Origin of the sequence: Antribacter soli (genome assembly GCF_021568775.1) — a bacterium.
GTDB classification, from domain to species: domain Bacteria; phylum Actinomycetota; class Actinomycetes; order Actinomycetales; family Cellulomonadaceae; genus Antribacter; species Antribacter soli.
Map to the genome: position 1 here is coordinate 122,263 of NZ_JAKGSG010000011.1, position 13,209 is coordinate 135,471.

Here is a 13,209-nt window from a genome sequence, read left to right on the forward strand (position 1 = left end):
CCCCACGGCGTGTTGGCTTGCCGGTCCCTTGTCGCCCGGCCCGCCCCCCCCCCCCCCCGACGAACTACCGATCACGCTGCGCGGCAGTGGGAGCTACCGATCACTCGGGCGGGCGGGGCGGCGGAGCGGCCGGGCCGGCCGCCGGGCGTGCCTGTCGGTGGCTCGGAGTAACCTGAGGACAGCCCGCCACCCCCCATCCAGGGGGAGGTGGGCCCGCCGTCGTGCGTCTGCGTCCGTGCGCCGCCGCCCGCGAGCCCCGAGCGAAGGACTCCCATGAACCTCTCTGGCCTCCTGCCCGCCCTCCTCGAAGACCCCGGCGCGGCCGCCGCCGTCGAGCACGTGCGTGCCCGTGGCTTCGCCGACGTCGTGGGTCCCGTGGGCGTGCGCCCGCCGCTGCTCGCGGCCGCGGCGGAGCGCCGTCCGCTGGTCGTCGTCACGGCGACGGGCCGCGAGGCGGACGAGCTGGCGGGGAGCCTGCGCGCGTACCTGCCGGACGAGCGGTCCGACGACGTCGCGGTCCTGCCCTCCTGGGAGACCCTGCCGCACGAGCGGCTGTCCCCCCGGGCGGACACCGTGGCCAGGCGGCTGGCGGTGTTCCGCCGGCTTGCGCATCCGACGCCGGAGCCTGGCCTGACGGGCGAGATCCGCATCCTCGTCATGCCTGTTCGGGCGCTCCTGCAGCCGGTGGTCGACGGCCTGGGCGAGCTCGAGCCGGTCTTCCTCACGACCGGCCAGACCGCCGACCTGACCGAGATCGCCGAGCGACTGACCGCCGCTGCCTACACCCGCGTGGACATGGTGGAGCGGCGCGGCGAGTACGCGGTGCGCGGCGGCATCCTCGACGTGTTCCCGCCGACGGAGGACCATCCGCTGCGCCTCGAGTTCTGGGGTGACGAGGTCACGGAGATCCGCTGGTTCGCCGTCGCCGACCAGCGCTCCCTGGAGATCGCCGACCACGGTCTGTGGGCGCCGCCGTGCCGGGAGATCCTGCTGACGGACGCGGTGCGCCGGCGGGCCGCGGCTCTCGTGGAGCAGCTTCCGGGCGCGGCGGAGATGCTGGACCGCCTCGCCGCGGGCATCGCCGTGGAGGGCATGGAGTCGCTCGCGCCCGTGCTGGTGGACCGCATGGTCCCGGTGCTGGAGCTCGTCCGGGAGGACGCGCTCCTGGTCGTGAACGAGCCCGAGCGGGTGCGCCGCCGCGCCCACGACCTCGCCGCCACCACGGAGGAGTTCCTCGCCGCGGCGTGGTCCGGGGCGGTCGCAGGCGGTACCGCGCCGATCGACCTGTCGGCGGCGTCGTTCGCGTCGTTCACCGACGTGCGCGACGTGGCCGCGCGCCGCGCCCTCGGCTGGTGGACCCTCTCGTCCTTCGCGCAGGACGCGGAGCTCGCCACGGTGCCCGACGTCGCCGCCGGCGCCTCCCCCTCCGCGGACGACGGCGTGACCTCGGAGACCGACACGGTGTTCACCATCGGCGCCAGGGACGTCGAGTCGTACCGCGGCGACTTCCAGCGGGCCCTCGACGACGTGCGCCGGCTGCAGCTCGAGGACTGGCGTCTCGTCCTGACGACCGAGGGCCACGGCCCGGCCAAGCGCATGACGGAGCAGCTCACGGCGGCGCAGACCGCGGCGAGGCTCGAGGCGACCCTCGCGGACGAGGTGAGCTCCGGCGTCGTGCACGTGGTGCCTGCCATGGTGGGCAAGGGCTTCGTGGTGCCGGAGCTGCGGCTGGCCGTGTTCACCGAGGCGGACCTGACGGGCCGTGCCGGGGGCAGCGGGACGCGCGACATGCGCCGCATGCCGTCGCGGCGGCGGAACGTGGTCGACCCCCTGCAGCTCAAGGCGGGCGACTTCGTGGTGCACGAGCAGCACGGCGTGGGGCGCTTCGTCGAGATGGTGCAGCGCACGCTCGGGACCGGTGGCAACGCGGCGACGCGCGAGTACCTCGTCATCGAGTACGCGTCGAGCAAGCGGGGGCAGCCGGGCGACCGCCTGTTCGTGCCGACCGACCAGCTCGACCAGGTGACGAAGTACTCCGGCGGCGAGGCCCCCAGCCTCAACAAGATGGGCGGCGCCGACTGGAAGAACACCAAGTCGCGCGCCCGCAAGCACGTGCGCGAGATCGCGTCGGAGCTGATCCGGCTCTACTCCGCGCGCATGGCGACGCAGGGGCACGCGTTCGGGCCGGACACGCCGTGGCAGCGCGAGCTCGAGGACGCCTTCGCCTACGTGGAGACGCCGGACCAGCTCGCCACGATCGACGAGGTCAAGGCCGACATGGAGAAGCCCACGCCGATGGACCGCCTGGTCTGCGGCGACGTCGGCTACGGCAAGACCGAGATCGCGATCCGGGCCGCGTTCAAGGCGGTGCAGGACGGCAAGCAGGTGGCCGTGCTCGTGCCGACGACTCTCCTCGTGCAGCAGCACTTCGAGACGTTCTCCGAGCGGTATGCGGGCTTCCCGGTGACCGTGAAGGCGCTCAGCCGGTTCCAGAGCGACAAGGAGTCGGCGGCGGTGATCGAGGGCCTGAAGAACGGCACGGTGGACGTCGTCATCGGCACCCACCGCCTCATCACCGGGCAGGTGCGGTTCAAGGACCTCGGCCTCGTGATCGTCGACGAGGAGCAGCGCTTCGGCGTCGAGCACAAGGAGACGCTCAAGCAGCTCCGCACCAACGTTGACGTGCTCGCGATGTCCGCCACGCCGATCCCGAGGACCCTGGAGATGGCGGTCACCGGCATCCGTGAGATGTCGACCCTGCAGACCCCGCCCGAGGAGCGGCACCCCGTCCTCACGTACGTGGGCGCGTACGAGGAGAAGCAGATCGCGGCCGCGGTCCGCCGCGAGCTCCTGCGCGAGGGCCAGGTGTTCTACGTGCACAACAAGGTGGAGTCGATCGAGCGCGCCGCGTCCCGGCTGAACGAGCTGGTGCCCGAGGCCCGCATCGGGGTCGCCCACGGCAAGATGGGCGAGCACCAGCTCGACCAGGTCATCCGGTCGTTCTGGGAGAAGGAGCTCGACGTCCTGGTCTGCACCACGATCATCGAGACCGGCCTCGACATCTCCAACGCGAACACGCTGGTCCTCGAGCGGGCCGACGTGCTCGGCCTGTCGCAGCTCCACCAGCTGCGCGGTCGCGTGGGCCGCGGGCGCGAGCGCGCGTACGCGTACTTCCTGTACCCGCCGGAGCGGCCCCTCACCGAGACCGCGCACGACCGCCTCGCCACCATGGCCGCCCACACCGACCTCGGCGCCGGCATGCAGATCGCGATGAAGGACCTCGAGATCCGCGGGGCGGGCAACCTGCTCGGCGGCGAGCAGTCCGGCCACATCGCTGGAGTCGGGTTCGACCTCTACGTGCGGATGGTGGGGGAGGCCGTGGCGGCGTTCCGCGGCGACCGCGAGGAGGAGCAGCCCGAGGTCTCGATCGAGCTGCCGGTCGACGCGCACCTGCCCGAGACGTACATCGCGACCGAGCGGCTGCGCCTCGAGGCGTACCGGAAGATCGCGTCCGCCATGGATCCGGCGGCGCTCGAGGAGGTCCGGGCCGAGCTCGTCGACCGGTACGGCGCGCTGCCCGACGTCGCCTCGGCTCTGTTCGACGTCGCCGACTTCCGCAACCACGTCCGCCGCGCCGGGCTCACGGACGTCACCGCACAGGGCAAGTTCATCCGGTTCGCGCCGGTCGACCTGCCCGAGTCCGCGCAGCTGCGCCTCAAGCGGCTCTACCCGGGGGTCGTGCTGAAGCCGGCGATCCGGGCATTCCTGGTGCCGTACCCGACGACGGCGCGCATCGGGGGCCGTGCGCTGCGCGGGGCCGAGGTGCTCGCCTGGGCGCGGCAGCTCATCGATGCGGTGGTGCTGGCCGACGTCGCGGCGGCGGCGAAGGTCGGCACGAGCGCCTGACGCCCGCCCCGGGACCCCGGCCGAGCTGACCCACCCGCCGAGGTGGTCGGTCCGTCGGACCACGCGACCACCTCGGCGTGGGAACCGTGCCGAGACAGTCGGTCCGTCCGGCGTCGAATCGTTACGTCTAATGGTCAGTACCCTGTCCATTAGAGCTTGTTCCGGTTACCCTGGTAACCGGAAAGGATCCCTTCGATGGCCCGTACCTCCCTCCGGACCCAGCGCGACCTCCTCGTCCTCGGCGAGAACGTCCGCGCCTGGCGCAAGATCCACGGACTGACCGCCCAGCTCGTCGCCGACCGTGCAGGCATCACCCGCACCACGTTGCGCGGCATCGAGACGGGTACCGGCGCGGCCAGCCTCGAGAACGTGCTCGCCGTCCTGCGAGTGCTCGGCATCGCGGACACGGTCGTCGCGGCGACGGACCCGCTCACCACCGAGATCGGCAGGTTCCACGCGGAACGGACGCTCCCGCAGCGCGTCCGGGTACCGAGGTGATCGCATGAGCATCCACGTCACCGTCCAGCTCCCCGGGGGCGAGATGGTCCATGCCGGAGAGCTGGACCTGCACCTCAACCGGGGCGGGGCCCTCATCGGCTCAACGTTCAGCTACGCGGCGACCTACCTGCGCCACCCGCGCGCGTACCCGCTCTGCCCAGAGCTGCCGCTCACCCCGGGGTCCATCCCCTCGGGCGGCGACCGGCCGCTGTTCGGCGTCTTCGCCGACTGCCAGCCGGACCAGTGGGGCCGCACCCTGCTCTTCAACGCCGAGCGCCGAGCGGCCAAGGCCGAGGGCCGCAGGCTCCTGACCCTCACCGAGGTGGACTTCCTGCTCGGCGTGCAGGACGACACGCGGCTCGGCGCCCTGCGCTTCTCCACCGACGAGGGCAAGACGTTCCTCGCACCGGCCCGGGCCGAGATCCCGTCCCTCGTGGACCTGCCGGCGCTGACGGAGGCGGCGGACGCCGTCGTGCACCACCGGGAGACCGACCGTGACGTGCGGCTCCTCGTCCAGGCGGGCACCTCCATGGGCGGCGCCCGGCCCAAGGTGACCGTGCGGGACGCCGACGGGACGCTCTGGATGGCGAAGCTGCCCGAGCGCGCCGACCGCTGGGACGTGCAGGCCTGGGAGTACGTGACGCTGAGGCTTGCGTCCCGCGCCGGCATCGAGGTGCCCGTCGCGAGGCTGCACCGGGTCGACGACGGGGGCACCATCCTCCTCACCCGGCGGTTCGACCGCTCCGCGAGCGACGACCGGATCGGGTTCCTCTCCGCCGACAGCCTCACGCAGAAGGCGTTCTTCGAGACCATCGACTACCGGACGCTCGCCGAGACGCTGGCGGACCACTCGGGCCGCCCCGCGACCGACGGGCACGACCTCTTCCGGCGCGTCGCGTTCACGCTGCTCGTCCGCAACATCGACGACCACATGAAGAACCACGGCTTCCTGCGTCGGCCCGACGGCTGGTCGCTCTCCCCGCTGTTCGACGTCAATCCCAACCCGTTCGCCGTCGCCGAGTCCACGCCGCTGCGGCCCGGCGGCGACCGGCTCGACCGCGACGTGCGCGAGCTGCTGCGCAGCTGCGACTCGTACGGGCTGCGCGGGTCCGAGGCTCGCCGCGTGCTCGCCGAGGTCGAGGCCGCGACCAGCGGGTGGGCGACGCTCGCCGCGGAGGTGGGGCTGCCCCGGGAGGAGATCGCGCTCATGGCAGAGGCGTTCGAGAACCCGAACCGTCTCGAGGCCCAGGGCCTGGCGGCGTGAGCGCGCCGAGGTAGAACCTGCCGACTACTTCGGCACGGGCGCGCAGACCACCTCCGCCCACGCCCGGACCAGCGCCTCGGCCTGCGTCGCGTTCTCGTCCGCCCGCTCCAGCGCCGCGGTCGCCAGCGCCGCCCGGTCGATGCCCTGGGCCGAGAGCGCGGCCTCGTTCCAGTCGGCGATCCGCTCGGGCCGCACCTCGGGGTGGAACTGCAGCCCCCACGCCGAGGACCCCACGCGGAACGCCTGCACCGCGCACGCGTCGCTGGTCGCGAGCAGCTCCGCTCCGGCGGGCAGCGCGGTCACGGAGTCCTGGTGGTTCTGGATCATCCACAGCGGCCCGACCTCGGTGAGCAGCGCGAACACCGGATCCCCGGCGGCCGAGGGCAGCACCCGCAGCGCGCACATCCCGCGCTCGGTCTCGCCCGACTGCGCCGTCACCGTGCCGCCCGCGACGTACGCCAGCAGCTGCGCGCCGAGGCAGATCCCCAGGATCGGCATCTCGGCGGAGAGCGCCGCCGACACGAGGGACCGCTCGTGCGCGAGCCAGGGGTGACGTTCGTCGTCGTCAGGCACGAAACCCCCGCCGAGCAGGATGAGTCCGGCGAAGCCGGCGAGATCCGGCGGAAGGTCGTCGCCGGGGGTGAGCACGGGCTCGATCCCGGCGTCGGCAAGCCAGTCGTCGAGGCGCCCCGCACCGCTGGTCGGCGAGTTCTGGACCACGAGGACGCGCATCACACGGCCCCCCGCGCGGGCGGGCGGGCGAAGCGGCAGGCGGCGCGGCCGCCGTCGCCCACGAGGAGCGGCCGGCTCTTGCTGCACGACGGCGGCACGCGCCTCGCGCCGAGTGCGACGTCATTCACGGGCGTCTCCTTCCGTCGTGCCGACACGCCGTCGCCGGACCCGGGCCCGCCGGGTCGTCCGTCGACCTGGCGCCGCGGGACAGGTTGCGGCGCTTCCGTCCAGCCCAGCACGACCTCGGCGCAGTGGCACGCGGACGCGCGCCCGAGCGCCAGCTCAGCGGGTGGCAAATCGGTCGCGCCCCGCCCGGCGCACCCCGAGTCCGCTTCGAGAACGCCCTCGGGTATCGCCGTCCGTGGCCGAGCGATACCCGAGGGTGTTCTCAAGGCGGACCGCGCCCCGAGCCCGGTCCGACGAGGGAACTACCCTCGACGCGCCCGGCCCCCGTCTGTACGATTCAGCGCACCCGGACCCCGCGGCGCAGCTGCCGACGGGACGACACCCGGACGACCAGAAACACAGACCCCGCGCAAGGGAGCGCTCGATGCAGATTCGAAATCGTTTTACAGCAAGACCCGTAGCGGCGGTCGCGGCACTCGGGCTCGTCCTGACCGGCGCGGTCACGACGGTGGCGGCGACTGCGGCGGCCGAGGACGTCGTGGTCCTCGAGAACGGCTTCGAGGACGGAACGCATGCACCCTGGGGTCCGCGCGGCGGCGTGACGCTCGCCGTCACGGGCGCCGAGGCCCGCACCGGCGCGAGCAGCCTGTCCGTCACCGGCCGCACGGCCGAGTGGCAGGGCCCGGCCACCAACGCGGCGGCGATCTTCGAGCCCGGCGGCCAGTACACCGTCTCCGCCTGGGTCAAGCTTCCCGCCGGTACCGCCGGCAGCACGGGAGTCCACTTCACGGCCGAGCAGGTCGGGTCCTCGACCACGTACACGTGGGTGGGCGGTGCGGTCACCGCGACGGCAGGGGAATGGGTGCAGATCGGCGGCACCTACACCTTCCCCGAGGGGCTGACCAGCGCCACGCTGTACATCGAGGCGGCGCCGGTGGGCGGCGCGCACCCGTCGTTCCTGGTGGACGACGTCCTCGTCACGAGCCAGTCCGACGGAGGCGAAGTGCCCCCAGTGGTCCCTGGTGGGGCGGTCAACCCCGTCACCACACCCGTCTCGCTCGCGCAGGGCACCGGAGACGTCGCTGCCCTCACGTTCGACGACGGCCCCAACCCGGGCACGACGCCCGAGCTGCTCGACTTCCTCGCCGAGCACCAGATCAAGGCCGTGTTCTGCGTGATCGGCCAGAACATCCAGGCAGGCGGCGGCGCCGAGATCCTGCGCCGGATCGTGGCCGACGGGCACGTCCTGTGCAACCACTCGACCGGCTATGCCGACATGGGCTCGTGGACGGCCGAGCAGGTGCAGGCCGACCTGGTCGAGAACATGGGGATCATCCGGGACGCCCTGGGCGACCCCGACGCCAAGATCCCGTTCTGGCGTGCGCCCAACGGCTCGTGGGGCGTCACGCCCGGTGTCGCCGTGAGCCTCGGCATGCAGCCGCTGGCCGTGGTGAACACCATCAACGACTGGTCCACGCAGGACGTCCCGACCCTGACGGAGAACCTCCGCACCGCGATGAAGCCGGGCGAGATCGTCCTGGCGCACGACGGCGGCGGCGACCGTGACGGCACCCTCGCCGCGGTGCAGACCGTGGTCACCGAGCGCCTGGCCGCCGGCTGGACGTTCACCTTCCCGCAGGGCACATCGCCGCTGGGCGGCGAGGTCGCGCTCAGCACGGACTTCGAGAGCGGCCTGGACGGCTGGGGCCCGCGCGCGGGCGGCTCGACCGACCCCGTCGTGGAGATCTCGACCGCGGACGCGGTGTCCGGCACGCAGTCGGCGCTGGTCAGCGGTCGTGACGGGCAGGGCGACGGCATCGGCCGCGACGTGACCGGCCTCCTGACCGAGGGCGTCACCTACGACCTGTCGGCCCAGGTCCGTTTCGCCGCGGGTGCCGCCACGGACGCCGTCTGGCTGAGCATGGCGCGCACCGTCGGCGGCGCGACGTCGTACTCGACGCTGGGCCAGTTCGACACCGTGACGAACGGCGGCTGGACCGAGGTGCGCCAGAGCTTCACCATGGGGGCCGCCGAGAGTGCGTTCCTGTACTTCGAGACTGACTACAACGGCACGAACACGAGCGACTTCCTCGTCGACGACGTCGTGATCGAGGTGCCCGAGCCTGGTGTGGTCCAGGACCTGCCGGGCATCAAGGAGACCGTCGCCTTCCCCGTGGGCGTCGCCATCGACAGCCGTGAGACGGCGGGGTCGGCGTCGGACCTGCTGGTGCGTCACTTCGACCAGATCACGCCCGAGAACCACATGAAGCCCGAGGCCTGGTACGACGCGGACCGCACGTTCCGCATCCACCCCGAGGCCGCGACGCTCATGCAGTACGCCCAGGACAACGACCTGCGCGTCTACGGCCACGTGCTCGCGTGGCACGGCCAGACCCCGGACTGGTTCTTCCAGGACGCGGCCGGCGCCCCGCTGACCAGCAGCGAGGCCGACAAGCAGGTTCTCCGCGACCGCCTGCGCACCCACATCGACAACGTCGCCGAGGCGCTGAGCGCCTACGGCGAGTTCGGGGGCGGCAACCCGATCGCGGCGTTCGACGTCGTCAACGAGGTCGTCAGCGACGGCGGCGAGTACACCGACGGCCTGCGTCGCTCGGAGTGGTACCGGATCCTCGGCGAGGAGTTCATCGACCTCACGTTCCAGTACGCCGACGAGGCGTTCAACGGCACCTACGCGGCTGTGGGCGCCGACCGCCCCGTCACGCTGTTCATCAACGACTACAACACCGAGCAGGGCGGCAAGCAGGACCGGTACCGCGCGCTCGTCGAGCGCCTGCTCGCCCGCGGCGTGCCGGTCGACGGCGTCGGGCACCAGTTCCACGTGTCGCTCGCGATGCCCGTGTCGGCGCTCGACGCGGCGATCACCCGGTTCGCGGACCTGCCCGTGACGCAGGCCGTCACCGAGCTCGATGTGACGGTCGGCTCGCCGGTCACGCAGGCGAACCTCATCCAGCAGGGCTACTACTTCCGCGACGCGTTCCGGTCGTTCCGGGCGCACGCCGAGGACATGTTCTCGGTGACGGTGTGGGGCCTCACCGACGGGCGCTCGTGGCGCGTGAGCAGCGGCGCGCCGCTCGTCTTCGACGACGGCTTCCAGGCCAAGCCGGCCTACTACGGCGCGGTCGACGGCGAGCTGCCGGCCCGTGCGCGCACGGCGACCGTCTTCGCGGGCGACGTCCCGGTCGACGCCGCCGCGACCACGTCGCTCGAGTGGTCGAAGCTCCCGCTCCACGCGATCGAGGACACGGCGCAGTTCCAGCTCCGCTGGGCCCCGGACCACCTGACCGCCTACGTCACGGTGTCCGACGGCGGAGCCTCCTCCGGCGACTCCGTCACCTTCCGGCTCGGCTCGGCCGAGTACACCGTCTCCCGCGACGGCACAGCAGACGTGCCCGCGGTGACGGCAGAGCGCGACGGCGGGTGGGTCGCCGTCGTGCACCTGCCGGTGGCGGCCGCGCAGGGCGGCACGCTCGCCCTGGACGTCCGCGTCGCGAACGACGGCGTCGTGACCGGGTGGAACACGCCCGGCGTGACGGGCTCGCTGACGCTGGTGGAGGAGCTGTCGTACCTGGACGTCGTCGAGGCCCGGACCGCGCCCGTGGTCGACGGCACGGCCGACGCCACCTGGTCCGACGCCGGAGTGGTCACCACCGGGAAGCAGGTGTCGGGCTCCGACGGCGCTGCCGCCGAGGTCCGGACCCTGTGGCAGGGCGGCACGCTGTACGTGCTCGCCGAGGTGACCGACCCGGTCGTGGACGTCAGCGGCTCCGACCCGTGGATCCAGGACTCCGTCGAGATCTACGTGGACCCGGGGCACGCCAAGAACGGTTCCTACCGCTACGACGACACGCAGATCCGTATCAACGCCGACAACGCCGTGTCCTTCGGCACCGGCGACGAGGCGTTCCAGCGGAGCCGGGTGGTCAGCGCCACGAGCCGCACCGAGACCGGGTACGTCGTCGAGGCGGCTGTCTCGCTGCTCGAGTACGGCGGCCTCGGCACGTTCCACGGCCTGGACTTCCAGGTCAACGACGCGTCGGGCGGCGCGCGGACCTCGGTCCGCAACTGGGCCGACCCGACCGGCGCCGGCTACCAGTCCACCGCCCGGTGGGGCGTGGGGCAGCTCGTCGGCCCGGCGGGGATCGTGAACCTCACGGCTCCCGCGATCGCAGGGTTCCCGGTGAAGGGCTCGGTCCTCGCGGCTGACCCGGGGTCCTGGTCGGTCCCGGCGTCGTTCACCTACCAGTGGCTGCGCGACGGCGAGCCGATCGCCCATGCCGACGACCCGGCCTGGTCGGCGACCGCCCGGACGTACAAGGTGACCAAGGCCGACGAGGGGCACGAGCTGTCGGTCGTCGTCACGGCTTCGGCCGACGGCTTCGACCCGGTGTCGGCTGAGTCGGCACCGGTGACGGTCGGCCGGAAGAACGCGGTCGCGGCGGTCTGACCCTCCCGCGCAACCCGCCCACCCCCGCCGAGGTGGTCGATCCGTCCGACGGATCGACTACCTCGGCGGGGTGGGCGCCCCGAGGGTCTCGTCGAGCTGCTTCTCCAGATACCGGGCGATCTCCAGCGACGCGGTCGCGGCCGGCGACGGCGCGTTGATCACGTGCACCTGCCGTGGCGCCGTGACCACGTGGAAGTCCTGCACGAGCGACCCGTCGCGGGCGAGAGCCTGGGCGCGCACGCCGGCAGGCGCCGGGACGAGGTCGTCCGGCCCGATCCCGGGCACGAGCCGGGAGAGCGACCGAGCGAACAGCCCCCGCGACAGCGACCGCAGCACCTCCTGCGCACCGGGCACCGCGTTGCGGGCGGCGAGCCGCCACAGCCCCGGCCAGGAAAGCCAGTCGGCCACGTCCCGCGGCACGACGTCGCGCCGCCGGTAGCCCTCGCGTGCGCCCGCGAGCACCGCGTTGGGCCCGGCGTGCACCCCGCCGTGGACCATCTTCGTGAGGTGGACGCCCAGGAAGGGGAAGCGGGGGTCGGGCACGGGGTAGATCAGGCCGCTGACCAGGCCGGCCCTCTCGGGGACGAGCTCGAAGTACTCGCCGCGGAACGGCACGATCCGTACCTCCGGGTCGACACCGCACGCCCGCGCGGCGCGGTCGGCGTACAGCCCGGCGCACGTGATGAGAGCGTCCGCGACCAGGACCTCCGGCTGTCCGACGTCGGACCGGTGACCCGGGTGCACCGTGACCTCCACCTGCGCGCCGCGCGTGACCGCGGAGACCAGGCGCGTGCCGAGGCGCAGGCTGCCTCCCGCGGCCTCGACCTGCTTGGCGAGGACGGCGCAGACGCCGCGGTAGTCCACGATGCCGGTGCCCGGGACGTGCAGCGCACGCAGGGGGGCGGCGACGTGCGGCTCGATCTCGCGGGCCTCGTCGGGCGACACCTCCCGCAGGCCGACGCCGTTGGCGCGACCGCGCTCGGCGAGCGTCGCGAGGCGGGGCAGCTCGCGCGGCGAGGTGGCGACGACGAGCTTGCCGCACGTCTCGACGGCGACGCCGTGCTCGTGCGCGAACGCCGTCATCGAGGCGGCGCCCGCCACGCCGAGGCGTGCCTTGAGGCTGCCGGGCGCGTAGTACAGGCCCGAGTGGATCACGCCGGAGTTGCGGCCCGTTTGATGAGTGGCGAGGTCGCTCTCCTTGTCGACGACGACCACCTCGTCGCCGCGCGCGGCCAGCCGCGCCGCGACCGCAAGCCCGACGATCCCCGCACCCACCACGACGACTCTCATGACTGTCATGCTCCCCGGGAGGTCGAGCGGGGGCCAGGGTGAACCTGGCGAGCATGAACATGCCTCAGGGGGCCGCTCACTGTGCGTTGACACATGGAACCCACCGTGTGCGGGCCCCCGGGGCCCAACTCCCCTGGGGGGGGGGGCGGCCGGGGGGGGGGCCCACCCCCCCCCCCCCCCCCCCCCCCCCCCCGACGCAGCGATCTGTCTCGGCGCGTGGTCCGACGTGTGGTCCGGGCGGCCGGCGTCAGGCCGTGAGGTCCTTCACCTGGCCCTTGGCGATCCGCAGCCGCCGCGGCGTCCGCCTCGCGACCACGGAGTCGTGGGTGACCAGGATCAGCGTCAGCCCCTGCTCCTTCCACAGCCCCTCGAGGAGGTCGACGATCTCGTCGCGGGTCTCCTCGTCGAGGTTGCCGGTGGGCTCGTCCGCCAGCAGCACCTTCGGGTTCTTCACCAGCGCGCGTGCGATCGCCACGCGCTGCTGTTGCCCGCCCGACAGCTCGCCCGGCAGGTGGTCGGCGCGGTCGCCCAGGCTCACGGACTCCAGGGCGGCGACGGCTCGCGCCGCCCGCTCCTCCTTCGACACCCCCGACGGCACGAGCGCCGTCTCGACGTTCTCCTGCGCGGTGAGCGTCGGGATCAGGTTGAAGTTCTGGAACACGAAGCCGATGGTCTCGGCCCGCACCCGGGTGAGGTCGGTGTCGTTCATGCCGGCGAGGTCCGTGCCGTCGAGCGAGATGGAGCCCGACGTCGGCCGGTCCAGCCCGCCGAGCATCTGCAGCAGCGTGGACTTGCCGCCGCCCGTGGGTCCCTGGATGGACACGAGCTCGCCGTCGTCGATGCGCAGGCTGACGTCCTGCAGTGCGTGCACCACGCGCTTGCCCTGCTGATAGGTCTTGGTCAGGGTGTCGATCTGGTACATGGGGTT

At 72.8% G+C, this 13,209-nt stretch carries 8 protein-coding genes; 4 read left to right on the forward strand and 4 right to left on the reverse strand.

Translation table 11 applies throughout. The features are described 5' to 3' along the window. Positions 1–273 precede the first annotated feature (273 nt). From mfd to L1785_RS03360, 3 genes are all read left to right on the forward strand, one after another. Positions 274–3,906, forward strand: a complete 3,633-nt coding sequence (gene mfd / locus L1785_RS03350) for a transcription-repair coupling factor (RefSeq protein ID WP_236087717.1) — start codon at positions 274–276, stop codon at positions 3,904–3,906. Between the two features lie 195 nt (positions 3,907–4,101). Then, on the forward strand, positions 4,102–4,404 hold the full coding sequence (locus tag L1785_RS03355) for a helix-turn-helix transcriptional regulator (RefSeq protein WP_236087718.1): 303 nt from the start codon (positions 4,102–4,104) through the stop codon (positions 4,402–4,404). Positions 4,405–4,408: 4 nt separating this feature from the next. Further along, complete coding sequence (locus tag L1785_RS03360) at positions 4,409–5,668, forward strand: type II toxin-antitoxin system HipA family toxin (RefSeq protein WP_236087719.1); 1,260 nt, start codon at positions 4,409–4,411, stop codon at positions 5,666–5,668. Between the two features lie 24 nt (positions 5,669–5,692). Here L1785_RS03360 and L1785_RS03365 read toward each other — a convergent pair whose 3' ends face one another. Both L1785_RS03365 and L1785_RS22695 read right to left on the reverse strand, forming a co-directional pair. Further along, a complete protein-coding gene (locus tag L1785_RS03365) occupies positions 5,693–6,400 on the reverse strand; it encodes a type 1 glutamine amidotransferase (protein ID WP_236087720.1) in 708 nt (235 codons plus the stop codon). Then, positions 6,400–6,528, reverse strand: a complete 129-nt coding sequence (locus L1785_RS22695) for a hypothetical protein (RefSeq protein ID WP_268914773.1) — start codon at positions 6,526–6,528, stop codon at positions 6,400–6,402. Before L1785_RS22695 ends, L1785_RS03365 begins: the two co-directional genes overlap by 1 nt. Positions 6,529–6,950: 422 nt before the next feature. Here L1785_RS22695 and L1785_RS03370 point away from each other — a divergent pair, with 422 nt between their 5' ends. Next, positions 6,951–10,991, forward strand: coding sequence for an endo-1,4-beta-xylanase (locus L1785_RS03370; protein ID WP_236087721.1), 4,041 nt, complete (start codon positions 6,951–6,953; stop codon positions 10,989–10,991). A gap of 57 nt (positions 10,992–11,048) precedes the next feature. Here the strand turns inward: L1785_RS03370 and lhgD are convergent, their stop codons facing one another. Together lhgD and L1785_RS03380 are read right to left on the reverse strand one after the other, a co-directional pair. Continuing rightward, positions 11,049–12,281: an L-2-hydroxyglutarate dehydrogenase gene (gene lhgD, locus L1785_RS03375; RefSeq protein ID WP_236087722.1), complete on the reverse strand. Its 1,233-nt coding sequence runs from the start codon at positions 12,279–12,281 to the stop codon at positions 11,049–11,051. 247 nt (positions 12,282–12,528) lie between these two features. Continuing rightward, positions 12,529–13,203, reverse strand: a complete 675-nt coding sequence (locus L1785_RS03380; protein WP_236087723.1) for an ABC transporter ATP-binding protein — start codon at positions 13,201–13,203, stop codon at positions 12,529–12,531. Positions 13,204–13,209: the final 6 nt, after the last annotated feature.

Coding starts and splice junctions, on each gene's coding strand:
- mfd (WP_236087717.1), top strand. CDS start 274: ATGAACCTCTCTGGCCTCCTGCCCGCCCTCCTCGAAGACCCCGGCGCG.
- L1785_RS03355 (WP_236087718.1), top strand. CDS start 4,102: ATGGCCCGTACCTCCCTCCGGACCCAGCGCGACCTCCTCGTCCTCGGC.
- L1785_RS03360 (WP_236087719.1), top strand. CDS start 4,409: ATGAGCATCCACGTCACCGTCCAGCTCCCCGGGGGCGAGATGGTCCAT.
- L1785_RS03365 (WP_236087720.1), bottom strand. CDS start 6,400: ATGCGCGTCCTCGTGGTCCAGAACTCGCCGACCAGCGGTGCGGGGCGC.
- L1785_RS03370 (WP_236087721.1), top strand. CDS start 6,951: ATGCAGATTCGAAATCGTTTTACAGCAAGACCCGTAGCGGCGGTCGCG.
- lhgD (WP_236087722.1), bottom strand. CDS start 12,281: ATGAGAGTCGTCGTGGTGGGTGCGGGGATCGTCGGGCTTGCGGTCGCG.
- L1785_RS03380 (WP_236087723.1), bottom strand. CDS start 13,203: ATGTACCAGATCGACACCCTGACCAAGACCTATCAGCAGGGCAAGCGC.